This is a genomic window from Maribacter sp. 6B07 (assembly GCF_002700155.1).
Classification (GTDB): domain Bacteria; phylum Bacteroidota; class Bacteroidia; order Flavobacteriales; family Flavobacteriaceae; genus Maribacter; species Maribacter dokdonensis.
Map to the genome: position 1 here is coordinate 201,409 of NZ_PDUT01000001.1, position 18,415 is coordinate 219,823.

Annotated in this window: 16 protein-coding genes; 6 read left to right on the forward strand and 10 right to left on the reverse strand. The window is 33.8% G+C overall.

The genetic code is table 11. From position 1 onward, the window contains the following. On the forward strand, positions 1-660 hold a 660-nt coding region (locus CSC80_RS19625; RefSeq protein WP_143751707.1), incomplete at its 5' end, for a T9SS type B sorting domain-containing protein. 59 nt (positions 661-719) lie between these two features. Then, a complete protein-coding gene (uvrB, locus tag CSC80_RS00815) occupies positions 720-2,708 on the forward strand; it encodes an excinuclease ABC subunit UvrB (RefSeq protein ID WP_091605868.1) in 1,989 nt (662 codons plus the stop codon). Positions 2,709-3,363: 655 nt separating this feature from the next. On the opposite strand, the gene CSC80_RS00820 is transcribed toward uvrB, so the two are convergent. Further along, positions 3,364-3,789 carry an Hsp20/alpha crystallin family protein gene (locus CSC80_RS00820; protein WP_091605871.1) on the reverse strand — a complete coding sequence of 142 codons (426 nt, stop codon included), beginning with the start codon at positions 3,787-3,789 and terminating at the stop codon, positions 3,364-3,366. A gap of 205 nt (positions 3,790-3,994) precedes the next feature. Here CSC80_RS00820 and CSC80_RS00825 point away from each other — a divergent pair, with 205 nt between their 5' ends. Next, on the forward strand, positions 3,995-5,263 hold the full coding sequence (locus CSC80_RS00825) for a DUF2254 domain-containing protein (protein ID WP_099189099.1): 1,269 nt from the start codon (positions 3,995-3,997) through the stop codon (positions 5,261-5,263). On the opposite strand, the gene CSC80_RS00830 is transcribed toward CSC80_RS00825, so the two are convergent. The 6 genes from CSC80_RS00830 to CSC80_RS00855 form a co-directional block, all read right to left on the reverse strand. Beyond that, complete coding sequence (locus tag CSC80_RS00830) at positions 5,260-5,661, reverse strand: hypothetical protein (protein WP_099189101.1); 402 nt, start codon at positions 5,659-5,661, stop codon at positions 5,260-5,262. The genes CSC80_RS00825 and CSC80_RS00830 overlap by 4 nt on opposite strands. Before the next feature lie 108 nt (positions 5,662-5,769). Further along, positions 5,770-6,168 (reverse strand): hypothetical protein, encoded by a 399-nt coding sequence (locus CSC80_RS00835; protein ID WP_074672716.1) that lies wholly within the window; start codon positions 6,166-6,168, stop codon positions 5,770-5,772. A gap of 20 nt (positions 6,169-6,188) precedes the next feature. Next, positions 6,189-8,132: an OmpA family protein gene (locus CSC80_RS19780; protein WP_099189103.1), complete on the reverse strand. Its 1,944-nt coding sequence runs from the start codon at positions 8,130-8,132 to the stop codon at positions 6,189-6,191. Positions 8,133-8,142: 10 nt separating this feature from the next. Beyond that, positions 8,143-9,069 carry a type IX secretion system membrane protein PorP/SprF gene (locus CSC80_RS00845; RefSeq protein ID WP_099189105.1) on the reverse strand — a complete coding sequence of 309 codons (927 nt, stop codon included), beginning with the start codon at positions 9,067-9,069 and terminating at the stop codon, positions 8,143-8,145. Between the two features lie 43 nt (positions 9,070-9,112). Then, complete coding sequence (locus tag CSC80_RS00850) at positions 9,113-12,133, reverse strand: gliding motility-associated C-terminal domain-containing protein (RefSeq protein ID WP_099189107.1); 3,021 nt, start codon at positions 12,131-12,133, stop codon at positions 9,113-9,115. A gap of 267 nt (positions 12,134-12,400) precedes the next feature. Then, the gene (locus CSC80_RS00855; protein WP_180268566.1) at positions 12,401-12,886 is read right to left on the reverse strand and encodes a CAP domain-containing protein; all 486 of its coding nucleotides are present in this window, start codon (positions 12,884-12,886) and stop codon (positions 12,401-12,403) included. Positions 12,887-13,255: 369 nt separating this feature from the next. On the opposite strand from CSC80_RS00855, the gene CSC80_RS00860 reads away from it, so the two are divergent. Continuing rightward, entirely contained in the window at positions 13,256-13,633 is a 378-nt protein-coding gene (locus tag CSC80_RS00860) for a DUF1456 family protein (protein WP_099189111.1), read from the forward strand. Between the two features lie 46 nt (positions 13,634-13,679). Here CSC80_RS00860 and CSC80_RS00865 read toward each other — a convergent pair whose 3' ends face one another. The 3 genes from CSC80_RS00865 to CSC80_RS00875 form a co-directional block, all read right to left on the reverse strand. Further along, positions 13,680-14,015 (reverse strand): hypothetical protein, encoded by a 336-nt coding sequence (locus CSC80_RS00865; RefSeq protein WP_058103538.1) that lies wholly within the window; start codon positions 14,013-14,015, stop codon positions 13,680-13,682. 364 nt (positions 14,016-14,379) lie between these two features. After that, positions 14,380-15,573, reverse strand: a complete 1,194-nt coding sequence (gene sucC, locus CSC80_RS00870; protein ID WP_099189112.1) for an ADP-forming succinate--CoA ligase subunit beta — start codon at positions 15,571-15,573, stop codon at positions 14,380-14,382. 153 nt (positions 15,574-15,726) lie between these two features. Then, on the reverse strand, positions 15,727-16,365 hold the full coding sequence (locus CSC80_RS00875; RefSeq protein ID WP_099191352.1) for an LON peptidase substrate-binding domain-containing protein: 639 nt from the start codon (positions 16,363-16,365) through the stop codon (positions 15,727-15,729). 153 nt (positions 16,366-16,518) lie between these two features. Between CSC80_RS00875 and lysA the strand changes: the two genes are divergently transcribed. Both lysA and CSC80_RS00885 read left to right on the forward strand, forming a co-directional pair. Then, the gene (gene lysA / locus CSC80_RS00880; protein ID WP_074672702.1) at positions 16,519-17,757 is read left to right on the forward strand and encodes a diaminopimelate decarboxylase; all 1,239 of its coding nucleotides are present in this window, start codon (positions 16,519-16,521) and stop codon (positions 17,755-17,757) included. 81 nt (positions 17,758-17,838) lie between these two features. Then, positions 17,839-18,351 (forward strand): DUF255 domain-containing protein, encoded by a 513-nt coding sequence (locus CSC80_RS00885; protein WP_074672699.1) that lies wholly within the window; start codon positions 17,839-17,841, stop codon positions 18,349-18,351. Positions 18,352-18,415 lie beyond the last annotated feature (64 nt).

The window sequence follows — 18,415 nt, forward strand, 5'->3', positions numbered from 1 at the left end:
GGTAATTCCTATTATACGCAGACCAACGCAGGCGGTACCCAGTTGAATGCCGGGGATATGATCACTACTTCACAGGTTATTTATGTGTATGCAGGCACTAGCGGTTGTTCGGATGAGAACCAATTCGATATTCAGATCGGTACGCCACCTACAGCAGATGACCCTACCGATGTCAACGCTTGTGCAAGTTATACTTTGCCCCAACTTTCTACAGGTAATTATTTTACCCAACCAAATGGAACTGGCTCCCAATTATTTCCAGGTGATAATATAATTGTGACACAGACCCTTTACGTTTATTCTGAAAACGAACAATGTTCTGTTGAAAATAGTTTCTCCATAATGATAAGTTCAGAGTTTTGCGAAGATACAGACACTGATCAAAATGCATCTTGCACTATAGATTTTCCAAACTTTTTTACACCTAACAATGACGGTATAAATGACTTTTACGTTCCTATTATTGAAAGTTGTTCCCCTAATGGGACATTAACTATTTTTGACCGCTATGGAAAATTAATATATCAAACCAATAGATTGGACAATTATTGGAACGGCACTTTTAATGGTAAACCATTACCTTCTTCTGATTTTTGGTATCGTTTTGAAAATTCAGAAAACCAAGAAATAATAAAAGGACATTTCTCACTGTTGCGATAGGTATAACGAATCTTTTTATCCAACTCATATAAATGGTACTTCTTTCGTAATTTTATAGCATGAAATTCAAAGTTGTATCAGAGTTCAAACCCACCGGTGACCAGCCAAATGCCATAAAAGAATTAGTAAAGGGCATAAATGAAAAGGAAAAATACCAGACTTTATTAGGTGTTACAGGGTCAGGTAAAACCTTTACTGTAGCCAATGTTATAGAAAACGTTCAGAAACCAACTCTTCTATTGGCTCACAACAAAACCTTGGCCGCGCAGCTTTATTCTGAATTTAAGCAGTTTTTTCCTGATAATGCAGTGGAGTATTTTGTGTCCTATTATGATTACTACCAACCAGAAGCATATATACCCACTAGCGGTGTATATATTGAAAAGGATCTGTCTATAAACGAGGACATAGAAAAGTTACGTTTAAGCGCTACATCATCCTTATTATCTGGCAGAAGAGATGTTATCGTTATCGCATCCGTATCCTGTCTGTATGGTATTGGTAATCCCATTGAATTTCAGAAAAACGTTATTTCCATTAAAAAAGATCAAGTAATAGCTAGAACTAAGTTAATGCACCAATTGGTGCAATCTCTTTACTCAAGAACTATGGCTGACTTTAAAAATGGAAACTTTAGGGTAAAAGGAGATGTAGTAGATGTTTTCCCTAGTTATGCCGATCACGCTTTTAGAATACATTTCTTTGGGGATGAGATAGAGGAAATCGAGGCGTTTGATCCGTTTAACAATACCATTATAGAAGTTTATGAAAATTTGAACATATACCCTGCTAATATGTTCGTAACCTCTAAAGATGTGCTACAGAATGCCATTCATAACATACAGGATGACCTTGTTAAGCAAATAGATTATTTCAAGGACATTGCAAAACCCTTAGAAGCTAAAAGACTTGAAGAGCGAACCAATTTTGATTTAGAAATGATTCGTGAATTGGGTTATTGTTCAGGTATTGAGAATTATTCAAGATATTTAGATGGTAGGGAACCCGGTACAAGACCCTTCTGTTTGTTGGATTACTTTCCAGATGATTATTTAATGGTGATCGATGAGAGCCATGTGACCATACCACAAGTACATGCCATGTATGGTGGTGACCGTTCACGTAAAGTCAACTTAGTGGAATATGGTTTTCGCTTACCCGCCGCAATGGATAACAGACCTTTAAAATTTGAAGAATTTGAAGCATTGCAAAATCAGGTATTGTATGTGAGTGCAACTCCGGCGGATTACGAATTGCAATTGAGTCAGGGTGTTTATGTAGAACAAGTAATTAGACCAACCGGACTTTTAGATCCTATTATAGAAGTAAGACCTAGTTTAAACCAGATCGATGATTTGGTTGAAGAGATACAGGTACGGGTAGAAAAAGACGAACGGACTTTGGTTACAACATTGACCAAAAGAATGGCAGAAGAATTGGCAAAATACCTAGATAGAATTAACATTAGATGTAGATATATTCATAGTGATGTTGACACTTTAGAACGTGTTGAAATCATGCAAGATTTACGAAAAGGTATTTTTGATGTACTGATCGGCGTGAATTTATTACGTGAAGGACTAGACTTACCAGAGGTATCTTTGGTCGTAATATTGGATGCCGATAAAGAAGGATTCCTAAGAAGTAACCGATCGTTAACACAGACTGTTGGTAGAGCTGCAAGAAACCTAAATGGCAAGGCGATCATGTACGCAGATAAGATAACGGAAAGCATGCAAAAAACTATTGACGAGACAGCTTATCGTAGAGAAAAACAGATCAAATACAACACCGATAATAACGTAACTCCAAAAGCATTAAATAAAAGCTTGGACAATGTGCTATCTAAAAATTCCGTGTCTACTTATCACTTCATAAAAGAGGAGTTAAGAGCAGCCGAACCTGATATGGATTATCTAACAAAAGAGCAAATTGAAAAGTTGATCAAGGAGAAAAGAAAGGCGATGGAAAAAGCTGCAAAAGAGCTTGATTTTATGCAAGCAGCAAAGTTAAGAGATGAAATAAAGTCCCTACAAGACCAAGAATAACTCAGAAAAACCCTGTTTTAATAAAAATTCAAAAAATTAACACCAATACTTTAATTCATAATGTATAAATTACTGGAATGCATATATCTATACAATATTTTTAGACAAGGCTAAAACAGTTATTTTGGACTATAAAAGGTAAATTAGGGTCAAATTTCAACAAGTTTTCAATACCTCTCCAGTGAGCTTAACTTCAAGAATATAAATTCTGATTTTGCCTTTAACAAGACGACTCTTTCTCGTAAATTCAAGTGTTAATATTACGATTTTATGTTTAGTTTTCAAACTTTAAATTCAACCATTCTTCGCTTTCCAAAAACTAAAAATTCAACATTGTATATGTATCTAATTCTGAAAACCACTTCTTAAAAATACAGTTTAACATTCAAGCTAACCGCCTACCCTTTCAACATAAAATTTCAAAAAATATTAAGATATTGGGAACAACATTTACAGTTTAAAAAGAGATTGTAAATTTCATGTTCAAAAAACCTTATATGAGATAATCTGTATGTTACAAAAAATAAAAACTCCAACAAATCAATCACTGAATTTGTAGCTCAAAATTTTAAATAATTTTATGAATAGAGCGTATAAAAAAAGTGCTTTGATTTCTCAAAGCACTCAACTAAACAACTCAAACTAACCTAAAAAACTATTTTAATTCAATCATTCTTTTTGGCTTTGGTAAAGCCTCTTCTTTTTTAGGAAGATTGAATTTTAAAATTCCCCCTTCGTAATTTGCATCGATCTTATCGGTTGCAATTGTATCTGGTAATGTGAACGATCTTTTGAAAGATGAAATGCTAAACTCTTTTCTAGTAAAATTATCATTCACCTCTTCGTTCTCACTTTTAACTTCAGATGAAATAGTTAAAACAGCTTCATCTATTTCAATGGTAAAATCTTCTTTATTTCTACCTGGTACAAAAAGTTCCAAATAATACTCTTTCTCGTTCTCCTTGATGTTTACGGCAGGAATAGAATTTCTATTATTCTCTATACCACCGAACCAATCTGGTTTAAATATTTCATTCATAAAAGCTGGGAACAACACATCATTTCTTTTTACTAAACTCATAACTATATATTTTAAATTAATTGATTTTTAAATTCTCTTAGTAATAGACAAAATACATACCAACAGCAAAATTATGTCATTTTGTCTTATTCAACCATGTTATTAATGACATTTTGTCACTAACAAAGTAAAGGAGTCTGTAATTTCTTCAAATCAGTCCAGTTTTAAATACCATTTAAACTAGCTTTATGACATATTTTTGACCATGGACCGACTTCTGAATATTTTTAAACAAATACGCTCTAAAATTGCCTTCTACCCTTCTTTAATAGCCTTAGGCGGTCTTGGTTTGGCATTTCTGTTGATTTATTTGGAATCCATTAATATTTCTTCTTTTCTTATTGATGTTGCTCCCTTTTTGGTTATTGATGACACAGATACCGCAAAAACGATTTTAAGTACTTTAATTGGCGGTTTAATATCTCTAACCGTTTTTAGTTTTTCCATGGTAATGGTACTGCTCAATCAAGCTTCAAGCAATTTCTCGCCAAGAGTGCTACCAGGTATAATCTCTGATCAAAAACATCAAGTAGTACTTGGACTTTATATTGGCACCATCCTTTACAATATTTTTATTTTGATTTCCATTGAACCCACCGAAAATGAATACCAAACACCAGGGTTCTCTGTACTAATCGGCATTATACTAACAGTTCTGTGTTTAGCCGCCTTCATTTATTTTATTCACCATATTTCCCAAGCCATACAAGTAGGAAACATACTAACTGCAATTCATTCTAGAACTAAAAAAGAGTTAGCGATCATTATAGAAAATCAAGAAGATAAAAATCAAGATTTTCCAAGCACCGATCATTGGGAAAAACATAAAATTACCCAGAGAGGATACTTTTACGGAATACTTAAAGATGACCTAATAGAGCTTTGTAAAGAGAGTAACTTAAAAGCAATGATTTCACTACATAAAGGGCAGTTTATAATAGATGGAACTGTAGGTTTCTTAACAGAAAAACCGGTTGAAGACGAACTAAAGAAAAAAATTGAAAAAACTTTACTGTTCAGCCATACAGAACTTATTGGTGAAAATTTCATTTATGGTTTTAGACAAATTTCAGAAATAGGCATTAAAGCCATGTCACCGGGTATTAATGATCCTGGCACCGCTTTGAATACCATAGACTACCTTTCCTCATTATTTATTGATTTGTTGCTAAAAAAAGACCATGAATTTCTAACGGACAAAAACGGTGTTAATTGGGTAAGTTTGAACTGTCCAGAATTCTCAGAAATACTATTTAATGTAATGGCTACTTATCGTCAGTACTGCAAACATGATATAACGGTCATGCGAAAATTAATGCATAAACTAAAAACGTTAAAACTACATGTAGTACATTCTGATCAATTGAAAATAATTGAGGCAGAAATTGATCAATTAAGACAAGACGCCATAACTAGCATCATGAACAAGAGAGATCTTGAACTATTAGAAGCAGATTACTTCTCTTGGTCCTAGTTGTAGTGTGATTTAAAAATAGCAATCAAAATCTCAGGTGGCACAACCTTATTAGGATACTTATGCATTATGGTCAAAACTTGTTGAATTGCCCCTGGCGGCAATCCCATTTTTAAACCAATATCATAAATTTTGCTCACCTCTTCATCATCTTGCTTATCATCAACATTCATTAATAATACCAACCTATGAAACTGCAGAAGCCTATCTGATTGAGATTTGGGTATAACATGCTCCACATTCGTAGTAAAGAGCTTGTCAAACGTTTTCTTAGTAACATTCAATTGCTGCGCTACCGAAAACAAGAAATCATATTCAGATTCCTTTATTTCATTGTTCACTTTAGCGAATGAAATCATTTCTGATAAAATACTTAATTTCTCTTTATTAGTAGGCATATTCTTATGTAACGATTTGATATTCAGACAGCATTTACTTTAACGTTTAATTTAGCTGCTTTATTTCATTTAAGATACTATGTTGACAATTATAATCTTTTTGTAATGCTATTTTTCAAGAGCAAAGTAATTTTTAATTATACGCTCGCCTTTGGAAAAATCATCACAAAAATGCAGGTCGTATAAAAATTTTCGAATCACTTTTTGAGGTAAACCCATTGCCATACCCTGTCGATAAGAATTTCTAATCCATTTATAATAATTTTTGCATAAATTCTTATCATGCAAAGCCGTCTTATAAAACTTAAGAATTTTACTTTGCATTGAACCTGGGAGTATGAAAATTTCATTATCCTCGATATAACCGTCAATAACATATTGTGCCAACCCCAATTGTTCACCTATGCAACAAATGAAATCATATTCCATTTGCTCCAAGCCATTATTAACCATCGAAGATCGAATCATATCAGAAATAATTTTCAGTTTAATATTCTCTCCTCCCATAATAATCAATTATATAATTATCATTTACTTAGCTCCTTATTATTTATCACAATAAAATCTGAACGCCTATTTACCAAATGCTCTTGATCAGAACATTTTACCCCATTTCTACATTCATTGATAAGCATTGTTTCCCCGTAGCCTGCTGCACTAAGAATTCTATCCTGTTCAATCCCTTTTAATATTAAATAATCTCTTGTAGATTTCGCCCTGTCATCTGATAGTTTTAAATTATAACTGTCACTACCACGAGAATCCGTATGCGATTCAATTTTTATTCGCATATCTGGAAATTGCTGCATAGCAAAAAGAACTTTTTTCAATTCAATTTCTGCCCGAGATGTTATTGTCGACTTATCGTAATCAAAATAGATTGGATCTACGATAATTTTATCCACGTTCCCATCATTCTCTACAATCATATCGTACGGTGTTAAATAAATTACATTATTAAAAGAAGGTTCCTGTGGCTCTTTGGTAGTAGCCACTAAAATTGTTTTTTTAGAGTAACGCTCCTTAAAAAACACAAGTCTATTCTGCCTATCACAGGGCAACTGAATCTCATAATTACCGTTCTCATCCGCCAATAGGATTTCTCTTAACCCATCTTTAGAATTTTTCACCTCTATATTTGCGAATGGTATCGGCTCCTTGGTTAATTCGTTCAACACTTGACCTGAGTATGTTAAGCAATCAACCGGAGCCATTTTCTCGAAAGAATAAATGTCATCATCACCAACACCACCCATTCTGTTCGACGCAAAATAACCTTTAGCAAAGTCGTCCTTAATAATTAAGGAAAAATCATCCATATTACTGTTAAAAGGTTTACCCATATTAAAAGGCAAGGAATATTCATTTTTACTTATAATCTTAGACTTAAAAAGATCTAAACCACCTAGCCCATAATGACCATCTGAAGAAAAGTACAATACATCATTTACTATATACGGGAACATCTCTCTACCTTTTGTATTTACGGACGCTCCCAAATTCATTGGTTCAGAAACTACATCGCCCTCCCTAGATAAGGCAACCACATAAATGTCAGAACCGCCAAAACCACCCGGCATATTAGAGGTGAAGTATAAATATCGCCCATTAGAGCTTAGAGCAGGGTGTCCGCACGAATACTCTTTATTATTTATGGAAAGTGATATAACATCATTGACTTCCCCATTATACAAGCTACCTTTAACTATTTGCATATTTGAGAGTCCTTCTTTATTCGCCTCTAATTTCCCTTTCTTAAAATAGTTACGGGTAATATAAATACGTTCTTTATCTTTTGATAAAACCACCGATGCATCATGAAAGTCTGAAAGTCTATTAGCAGCAAACTTTTCCGGGATATCAAATATATTTGCTGGTTGGGTCACAAATAAATCCAAATATGGTTGATTGTTCCAAGGATAGATTTTGCCACCAGCTTTAATAGAATCTCTAGTACTAGAAAACACAATTTTACCATCTCGATAAAAGGCTGGTGAGAAATCTGATTTCGGACTATTGAAACTTAGGGTATCCATCTGATATTTTGAATCTGTCAACAATAAGCTATCCAAATTCTTCTGCTGAGCCAAAATCATTTTTAAGCGATCTTGATCTTCATAATATGAGAAAAGCACCTCGTTTGCCCTATCTACATCTAAATCTGCCTTTAAGCATTGTACGAGCTTTATGATATTATTTTCGCCGACTTCGTTGCCTTTTAAAACATATAATTTAGAAAACCATTTTTCGGCATTTGTATAATCGCCCATATTAAAATAGCTATCTGCTAAATTCTGAATAACCGATATTTCTGGTTTTCTAGTTCGATTGGCAATATCTGTATACAATTCTATTGCCTTATCATATTTAAAGTTTTCGAAATATTCGTTTGCACGAGTTTCTTTAGTCTGTGAATAAGAGGTAAAAACTGCACCAAACACTAAGTATGTAAATAGTAGTTTTATTTTCATAGGTATATTTTTAGAAGAATCTTGGAGATAAGGCTCTCTTTTTCAAACCTTCTAGGTTATAGGTTAATATAATTTCGTGCGACCCACTATTGTAGTCACCAAGACCCGTAACAGTGTAATCATAGGCGTAGCCTAAGAAAAATTTACTGGTTATATGAAACCCAGCCAAGGCACTTACAGCATCATCATATCGGTAAGCCAAACCAAGACTTAAGCGCTCACGTAATAAGAAATTACCCGAAACATCTACAGTTATTGGTGAACCCGCAACATGCTTGGTAAGAATTGCCGGTTTAAGTTTCAATGATTCATTGATATCGAAAACATAACCACCCATAAAATAGTACTGACTTTTTCTTTCCGTCAAAACATCATCGTCACTATTATAGATTTGCGAGTTCAATAGGTTGGTGCTTGAGGCGCCTAAATACCATTTTGCTCCATAATAGAAAGCGCCAGCACCAACCATTGGTCTTAATTTATTAATATTCTCTTGAAAAATGGGATCAAGCCCGTTAGCAAAATTACCCTTCGAATAATCGACATTTAAAATATCCATACCCGCATTTAAACCAAACGATAATTTTGTTTTTTGGCCCGTTCTAATATGGTAAGCGAAATTTGCATTTATTTCTAAATTATTAGTTGCACCTAAGTTGTCATTTACAATAGTAAGTCCTAAACCAATTCGTTCTTTTACAAGACCATGTGCAGCAAAACTTTGAGTTTCTGGTGAACCATCGATACCCACCCATTGTGATCTATATAACAAACTAGCCGCCAATGTACCCTGAGTACCAGTATAACCGGCATTTAAGGTTTGAGTGTTATACATGTATTGTGTGTATTGCGCTCGTTGTTGGCTGTAACCCTGTAGTGCCGAAAAAGCAACAATAAGGACAGTAATCAGTTTTATATAGGATATATTATTTTTCATATTGATTTTATATTTGGAATGAAATTGAATTAAGTTTTTGATTTTATCTTGCTAGATGTAACCAACCCACTAAATCCCTATTCAATTCAGGAATATTAATAACATAGTAATATGTACCTGCAGGCAAATGGTCTCCCCGATTTAAGACACCACTTACAGTCGCAATACCATTCCAGTCATTTTGATAGTTTTGTGTTTCAAAAACTAAGTTTCCATTTCTATTATATACACGTGTTGTATTCGCATAATCGGTAATACATTCCACTTCAAAAAAGTCATTGAATCCGTCTCCGTTTGGCGAAAACTCATTGTACACTTCTAAACAAAATTCTGCTCCAAGAACCTCACCGCATCGCATGGTTTCTATATCAACAATCAATATTTTATTAGGTGTACAAATATCTGTACTTAAATATGCGACTTCAATAGACGTATCTTGCAAACTATTCCAAGTAACAGTTACAAAATCATCGATAGCGGTACCACCATCCATAATTACCCCACCGGTAACAGTCCATTCATAATTTGATTGATTGCTTTCAGTAAAGTAAGTGTAGGATTCAGTACTAACACAAGCCTCTTCTGTTTGCCCCATTAGCGTTACAGGGGATTCTTCGATTATAAATGCAGTAATCTGTAATCTATTTTCACTTTCACAGCCATTTTCTATACGGGAAACAAAATAATCACCAGCAACTAAAGTGGCGTTCGGATCCAGTATATTACCACCTACAGCACTATCATAAAAAACCACTTCATTTTGATCTACTTGCAAATCACCAATAGTCGGTGATGAAGAATCACAAAACGTTTGCACACCGTCTTCAGCCGTAGGTGCTTCAACATCTATAATTTGAACAGAAATTGCAACGCGGGCAAAAACATCTACGGGTAAATTCAATAATCCAGAAAAATAAACGCCACCATCTACTAATGGGGTGTCAGCGCCCAATACGGTACCTCCAACCAAAGCATCAAAGAAAACCCCATCCTCCAAATTCAGTTGTAAATCCAATATAGTAGGATTATCCGATACACAGAAAACTTGTAGTAAATCTTCAGTCGGCAATTCAGGAATTGGGATTGGAAGTTGCTCTGTAACAGTACAAAGTCCTGAACTGATCAGCAATTCTACTGCGTTATCTAAGTCTGACAACACGTCTATACCTGGTACCTCAATATTAAAGGCTAAGTTGGCATCCAAGATACCGGTAAAATTTAAATCATTTATTCTAATGGTCACCGAATCACCCTCACTAGCATCACCAGATACAGATCCTTCCAAAGAAATAGCTGTATTTGTATTATTTACATTTAGAATATCTTGTACACTAATAACAGTGTCCAAAGTACTCTCTACATCAAAATTAGAATCAACTACCGTAACGTTTACTGTTTTTAAATCACCACTAGCGTTAATACATTCTGCATCATTTGTTTGTAATCGAACAAAATAATCATAAGGAGAATCACCCTCACCTAACCCGTTGATTGTCAATGTACCTGAATCTGTTATAGTATATGTCACATCTCCATCTACCATATTATGCGTTATTTGATTGGTTGCATTACTATCAAAAAACCATTCATATGTACCGTTGATATCACTTGTTGGCACTAGCACCACATCATTTGAACTACAATAAATACTATTGGTATTAACTTCTATATCAGGTGCAGTAGGTATAGGACTGACAGTTACCGTAACCGGTACTCTTGGAGACTCATTTAAACAACCAATTCTTCGAGCTGAAACGTAATATGTTGTTGAAGTAGTAAGGGCACTGGTATCAAAAGTTTCTCCAGAACCTAAAACGGCCAATAGGTTACCATCTGTTTCGGCATCATACCATAATAATTCAGTAGTACCCGGGGTTGCCGTAGTTGCCATTAATGAGGCAGAAGCCCCTTCACAAATAGCGACATTTTGAGAATTTACGACTATTTCAGGCATAATGGGCGCACTGAAAACATCGTATATTCTAATACTCTGATTTAAATTAACCCCTAACAAAGAACTTAAATCAATAGATATTCTGTCAACGGATTCACCAATCTCTACAGGAATCGTTACTGTTCCAGAGTTTGACAACAACCCTAATAAATCAACACTTAAAATACTAGCCAAATTACCGGTATAAACATCTGTATTAGTACCATTATCCGCAGAGAGCTGGATATTGTTAAGCACTCCCAACTGTAATAAAGAAGGATCAACACCTAAAGTTACATAGAAAACATCCGTAGAATCAGAAGAACCATCGAAATATATAGTCTGACGTATTGTGGCCGCAACATTTATAATTCCGAAACCTAATTCAGAATACGTATTTACATCATCATCAATAGCAAACTCAGGATTAGTAACACCAGTACCTGCAATGGACAGTAAGTCAAGTGTAATGCCTGAACCATCAAAAGAAGTATAATTAGCATCCAGACAATCAAAAGTATCATCAGAAGTAAATGCACCATACACATTTAACTCTTTTGTCGTGCCTAAGCCAATTAAAGAGCCAACTTTGTTCTGCACTCTAATACTATTATATTCTTCATTCGGCGAAATCGCCATAAAGTAATTTCCATTTTTATCGGATACCACTCTCATTGAGTTTGTAACAAAAGCATCAGTTATTCCTGAATCCTCTTGATATAAAGAAGTATTATTATTTCTAACATCAATGGTAAATTCTTGATTACCTAAAAGAACCAAACCTGCAACATCTGCAAGAAGTCCTCCTAAATTACCACCTAGCAAGTAAGGCAATAAATCATCTTCAGTATTAAAACGTACATAACTTGTTTGATTTGCCGGTATCTGACCTGGAAATTGTAATTCTATATGCCCGGAATAAGCCCCTACACCCAAAGCTAAACCTGAATTTGCATTTACCACTGCACTGGTCAATAAATCAGCATCTATAGCAAAACCAGAATTTTCTACCTCATTTTCACTTGTAATCGCAGTAGCAAATTGTTGTTGCCCAAAGGCAGATTGAATGCTAATAAGAAAAACAACCAACACAAGAGCAAGTATTAAAGCATTAACGTATTTACTTTTCATTTTTTAAAATTGAAAGATTATTCTTACAATTCTAACGGTTTTAAAATATGATCATTATCAGTTAAATCCTACTAAACCATAATTTCCTTAATTTAATCGACAAAGCGTTTAATATAATCGATGAAATACGTCATAATCTCATTTTATTAATAATGAGCCTTATTTATTGCAATTAATTGTTTTTAAAAACATAATAAACTAATATATAGACGATTATAAAAAAAGACCTGCAAAGCAGGCCTTAAATATTTTATTATGTGTTTATTTTTATTTAATGAACACCTGAGTGAAGTAAAGTGTTCCATCTGCAGAAGTAGAAACAGAAATGGCTGTTTCATCATAGTCACCTTCAATGTTCTTTAAATGACTTTCGCTTGCTAACCAAGCCTCAAAAATACCCTGAGCCGAAGTAAAATTTCTACCCACATTTTCAGAAACTCTTGTTGCGTTAATATCTACAGATAATTCAGAAGATCGTTGAGCAAAATTGTCATGGCTAATTTCATCTTTAGAAATCATATAAGTATTATGATTTTGTGTATATTCTTTTGCTTGATAATTATATTTTAATTGAGAAAAACCATTATTCAGTCTATAATTATTAACTAAACTAAATATTTCCATTTCCGTTTCATTATAATCTTCAGAAGAAACAAAAGTAGTAGCTGTTATATTTTCTTCTGGTAATTCAGATTTACTACAAGAAGTTGTTACTACTAAGATTAACATTAGGAATACAATTGAAAGTTTCATTTTATCAGCTTTGTTATTATACATGACAAAGTTACATTCGCAACAAAGCTTAAAATTAGATTCTTCGTGCAATGGACGATAAGTGTCGGTGAGTAGCTTATTCTTATAGTTTGTGTAATATTTATCCTATTTATAGAAATTGTTAATCGATAATAATGACATTTAATCCTATTTTCATTAACTCCATAGGTCTTCTTTTGCACACTTATATATACTTACGTCTGTTCTAAATATTTGCGTAGACATTTTAAATACAACTTTCTTTTTATCAAGAAAAAAACTCTTTTTAAAAACAGCTTATTTATTAATAAGATACAATCATTCACAGGTCACAATTTTATGATAACTTGCAGTCCTTAAATTTGCAGTATGACAAATAATGATATTTTTAAAAAACTAAGAGTTGCCTTAAAATTCAGAGATGACGATATTGTTGAAATTTTACAACTAGTAGACTTTAAAATTTCTAAAAGCGAATTAGGTGCTTTCTTTAGAAAAGAAGATCACCCTAATTACATGGAGTGTGGTGATCAAGTATTACGTAATTTTTTAAATGGATTGGTTATTCATTTACGTGGCACTAAAGAAAACCCTAAGATTCCTGGTGAGGTTTTACTAGGTATGGCGACCGCAACATCAAAACCTGCTACAAAGAATACCGAGAAAAGGGATTTCAAATCCAAGCAAATGAAAAAGGTAGATACCGCAATTAGCAATGTAAAATATAAAAACAAAAAAAGATCTTGATACACCTCTGTATATCAAGATCTTTTTAAAGCAATACCCCTAAAGGTTATGCCTGAATACGCACAGGAATAGTGTATACCTTACCTTCCTCTACATTTGCCAAATTAACTTTTTGATAGTTTAATCTTGCTTTGACAAAACCTTCCATATTGTCAAATTCTGTTTGTACAGATAACACAACGATTTCCCCGTCTGCATTCAATGTAAATCGAACCTGGGCTGTTAAATCGTCATGCTCAACAGAAAAATCGTTTTCCGATAGCATTTCTGAAATCTGTACAGATAATTTTTTTGTAGGGTTTTCATTTACTACATCATTAGCTAATACATTACCTGTTGCAAGTAGCATTGCAGCTACGACTACTAAACTTAATTTTCTCATGACTTTTTGTTTTTTACTTCAGATTTCCTGAAGCTTGATTAATAATTGATTGATGATGAATTACTAAAAAGACGATGGTAAAATGATAATGTTACAATTAAACCCACTTTTAACATCTCTTTAATACTAATTTCATAATTACACCCCAAAATTAGAAATTCAAACCAATGAAAAAACAAGTAATTTGAGTCTTAACTATTATTTCATTCCAATAACCTAAACTACAGATTTAGTCCTTTATTGATTACAATAAATTAAAATTGTAAAGACAATAAGTATAAAAGCAGTAGCTCATCTACAAAACTTGAAACAAAAAAAGACCATTCAAAATGAATGGTCTTTTAAAACTTATAATTTAATTACTTTAAGCCAATACAGCTTTTACCTTATCTGCAGCTTCTTGGAATAGTACAGCAGATTCTACCGCCAACCCTGAGTTATCAATAATTTCTTTTGCCAATTCAGCATTTGTACCTTGTAATCTTACAATAATTGGCACTTGCATGGCATCACCCATATTCTTGTATGCATCTACAACACCTTGAGCTACACGATCACAACGAACGATACCACCGAATATGTTGATAAGAATTGCTTTTACATTAGGATCTTTTAAAATAATTCTAAAAGCTTCTTCCACTCTTTTAGCATCAGCAGTACCACCAACATCTAAAAAGTTAGCTGGCTCCCCACCTGCCATTTTAATCAAATCCATTGTAGCCATCGCAAGACCTGCACCGTTTACCATACAACCAACGTTACCGTCAAGGTCAACATAGTTTAGTCCTACTTCTCTTGCTTCTACTTCAATAGGATTCTCTTCTCTAAGATCGCGCATTTCTGCATATTGCTTTCTACGGTATAGAGCGTTATCATCAATAGAAACTTTAGCATCAACAGCCATGATCAAATCATCCGATGTCTTTAATACTGGATTGATCTCGAACATGCTAGAATCACTTTCAACATATGCCTTATATAAAGAAGCAACAAATTTTGTCATTTCCTTGAAAGCAGTACCGGACAAACCTAGGTTAAAAGCAATTTTTCTTGCTTGAAATCCTAAAAGACCCGTTGCTGGATCAATTTCCTCTGTAAATATTAAATGCGGAGTACTTTCTGCAACCTCTTCAATATCCATACCTCCTTCGGTTGAATACATAATCATATTCTTACCAGTAGCTCTATTCAATAAAACTGACATATAGAACTCGCTAGTTTCACTCTCGCCTGGGTAATAAACATCTTCAGCAACCAATACTTGATGTACTTTTTTACCTTCTGCAGAAGTTTGCGGAGTAATCAAGTTCATACCAATGATCTGGTTTGCTATCTCTTCTACCTCTTTAAGGTTTTTGGCTAATTTTACACCACCTCCTTTACCACGACCACCTGCGTGTACTTGTGCTTTAATAACGTGCCATCCAGTTCCGGTTTCAGCAGTCAATTGCTTTGCAGCCTCAACAGCCTCTTTTGCATTATGGGCAACTATTCCTCTTTGGATGCGCACCCCAAAACTTGCTAATATCTCTTTTCCTTGATATTCGTGAAGGTTCATATATATGGTGAATTTTAATTGTTAAGCAAAAATAGGAAACAGTAGGTAATAATCTAAAAATAGTTGAGATTAATTGAAAGGTTACTTATATAAATGAGGCTTTAAGCTCATATTTTATTTAAAATGTGATTAAAAACCAGTATAAATTGACAACTACATCTCAATATCCTTAAAATCTAAAGGATCAAAATTCTTAAAATGACCATTTAGTTCTATTATTTTTCTTGTTCTTTCAACTTCTGACAATACCGTAATGGTAGATGTCAAATGCAGGCCTATGAAATTTAGTCGATCATTTTCAGTGGGTATTTGCAGTAATTGATACTCCTGATCAAATGACAATCCTATTTTATGCGCCAATGTAAAACTATTGAATTCTTGCACATTAATAGGTGTATAAGGCACTTCCATAATTTCATATAACTGCTTTATACCATTTATAATGGTTTGCTTTTTTTCATCTGTGGCAACGTAATCGTATTCTATAAGCTTAACAATTCCACCAGCGTAAAGTTTATCACCCATAATATTATCAAATGCCAATAACCTAAACACTTGCCTAGCCACACAAACCACATCCATTTCACCACTTTCATAGGTATTTACAACTTCAACCAACTGCACTTCAACGCCATATTCCATCTTGTTATTAATAAAAACGGGGATACCAAATGTAATAGCCTCATCTCTACAATCATTGATCAATTGCTTATAGCGATCTTCAAAAATATGTAGCGGAACGGTTTCTCCCGGAAAAAAAATGGACTGTAATGGTAATAATGGTAGTTTCATATGGCTAAAAGTACAAAGGTCTTTACGTTGCTCCAAAAGATATAACGCCAATATAATGTTGCAAATATCACAATTTGTTATTTTTAATGTTTTTATGTTATTATTTTTGTACTTATACATCTAGAAAAGTAAATTCGCATAAAAACAGATAGTATGAGAAATGAGGATTTATTGCAGATTGCAAAAACCTATGGTGATCCGGTGTATGTTTATGACTCGGAAAAAATAGTTTCACAATTCAATAGATTGACCAAGGCATTTGGTTCAGTAAAGAAACTGAAGCTTAATTATGCCGCCAAAGCACTATCTAACATTACTATATTAAGATTAATGAACAGTCTTGGTAGTGGCTTAGATACTGTATCTATACAAGAAGTACAACTAGGATTATTAGCTGGTTTTAAACCAGAATCCATCATATTTACCCCAAACGGAGTTTCTCTAGAAGAGATAGAAGAAGCCGCAAAATTAGGTGTTAGAATAAACATTGACAACCTTTCAATTTTAGAACAGTTTGGTAGCAAACATCCAAATATTCCTGTTTGCATTAGAATTAATCCACATGTTATGGCAGGTGGTAATTCCAATATTTCTGTTGGGCACATAGATTCAAAGTTCGGTATCAGTATTCATCAGATTCCGCATTTACTTCGAATAGTGGAATTAACGAAAATGAACATTAACGGTATTCACATGCATACCGGTAGTGACATCTTAGATATTGACGTATTCTTATATGCTTCTGAAATTCTATTTGAAACCGCACGAAATTTCAAAAATTTAGATTTCATTGATTTTGGTAGCGGATTTAAAGTACCTTATAAAGAAGGAGATATTGAGACCAATGTTGAAGAACTTGGTAAAAAATTAAGCAAACGCTTTAATGAATTCTGTAAAGAATACGGTAAAGATTTAACCCTTGCTTTTGAACCTGGCAAGTTTTTGGTGAGTGAAGCAGGTGTTTTCCTTGCTAAAGTAAACGTGGTTAAACAAACCACCTCAACAGTATTTGCAAGCATAGATTCCGGTTTCAATCACTTGATCAGACCAATGCTTTATGGTGCAACACATACCATTAAAAACATATCTAACCCCAAGGGAAGAGAACGCTACTATTCTGTCGTAGGATATATCTGTGAGACAGATACTTTTGCCAGTAACAAAAGAATAAATGAAATTACTGAAGGTGATATTCTATGCTTTAAAAATGCAGGTGCATATTGCTTTACTATGGCAAGTAACTATAACTCTAGATTTAGACCACCAGAAGTTCTTTGGCACAAGGGCAAAGCAATTCTAATACGAGAAAGGGAGAATTTTGATGATTTAATTAGAAACCAAGTAGATATAAAAGATTTGTTCGCTGTTAAAGAAACGGCAAAAGTGAAATAAAGCAATTATAAATACGTTAGCTTTGGTATAATAGTTGGACTAATCCAATAAAAAAATATGAAAGCGTCTTTTTTATATACTATGAAATCATTTTTGTTCTTAGCCCTTGTCTTAGTTGTAACCATTAGTAATGCACAAGATGTTAAATGGATTACTTGGGATGAAGCAGCCCAGCTTACCGCTACGGAAGAAAACCCAAAGAAAGTATTCATTGATGTGTATACAGATTGGTGTGGGTGGTGTAAAAAAATGGACAAAGACACCTTTCAAAACCCAGAAGTTGCTGCATACATGCAGGAAAACTACTATATGGTAAAATTCGATGGGGAAGGAAAAGAACCAATTGAGTATAAAGGTAAGACGTACAAATTTGTACCATCTGGAAGAAAAGGATATCATGAGTTTGCCGCTGCATTAATGCAGGGTCGTCTTAGTTATCCAACAACTATTTTCTTGGATGAAGAATTGAATATGCTTTCACCAGTACCAGGATATCAGAAACCTGAACCATTTATGGAAATAGCTCGTTATTTTGGTGATGACATTTATAAAGAAAAGGATTGGAAAGCATACGCCGGCCAAGCCGGAAAGTAATTTTACTTTTAGTGTAAACAGTACACGTATTTAATCTATTTTTCAATAAAATAATTCTCAATTA

Bases quoted from the DNA above. Each gene is read 5' to 3' on its own strand.
- uvrB (WP_091605868.1), top strand. From the start codon at position 720: ATGAAATTCAAAGTTGTATCAGAGTTCAAACCCACCGGTGACCAGCCA.
- CSC80_RS00820 (WP_091605871.1), bottom strand. From the start codon at position 3,789: ATGAGTTTAGTAAAAAGAAATGATGTGTTGTTCCCAGCTTTTATGAAT.
- CSC80_RS00825 (WP_099189099.1), top strand. From the start codon at position 3,995: ATGGACCGACTTCTGAATATTTTTAAACAAATACGCTCTAAAATTGCC.
- CSC80_RS00830 (WP_099189101.1), bottom strand. From the start codon at position 5,661: ATGCCTACTAATAAAGAGAAATTAAGTATTTTATCAGAAATGATTTCA.
- CSC80_RS00835 (WP_074672716.1), bottom strand. From the start codon at position 6,168: ATGGGAGGAGAGAATATTAAACTGAAAATTATTTCTGATATGATTCGA.
- CSC80_RS19780 (WP_099189103.1), bottom strand. From the start codon at position 8,132: ATGAAAATAAAACTACTATTTACATACTTAGTGTTTGGTGCAGTTTTT.
- CSC80_RS00845 (WP_099189105.1), bottom strand. From the start codon at position 9,069: ATGAAAAATAATATATCCTATATAAAACTGATTACTGTCCTTATTGTT.
- CSC80_RS00850 (WP_099189107.1), bottom strand. From the start codon at position 12,133: ATGAAAAGTAAATACGTTAATGCTTTAATACTTGCTCTTGTGTTGGTT.
- CSC80_RS00855 (WP_180268566.1), bottom strand. From the start codon at position 12,886: ATGAAACTTTCAATTGTATTCCTAATGTTAATCTTAGTAGTAACAACT.
- CSC80_RS00860 (WP_099189111.1), top strand. From the start codon at position 13,256: ATGACAAATAATGATATTTTTAAAAAACTAAGAGTTGCCTTAAAATTC.
- CSC80_RS00865 (WP_058103538.1), bottom strand. From the start codon at position 14,015: ATGAGAAAATTAAGTTTAGTAGTCGTAGCTGCAATGCTACTTGCAACA.
- sucC (WP_099189112.1), bottom strand. From the start codon at position 15,573: ATGAACCTTCACGAATATCAAGGAAAAGAGATATTAGCAAGTTTTGGG.
- CSC80_RS00875 (WP_099191352.1), bottom strand. From the start codon at position 16,365: ATGAAACTACCATTATTACCATTACAGTCCATTTTTTTTCCGGGAGAA.
- lysA (WP_074672702.1), top strand. From the start codon at position 16,519: ATGAGAAATGAGGATTTATTGCAGATTGCAAAAACCTATGGTGATCCG.
- CSC80_RS00885 (WP_074672699.1), top strand. From the start codon at position 17,839: ATGAAATCATTTTTGTTCTTAGCCCTTGTCTTAGTTGTAACCATTAGT.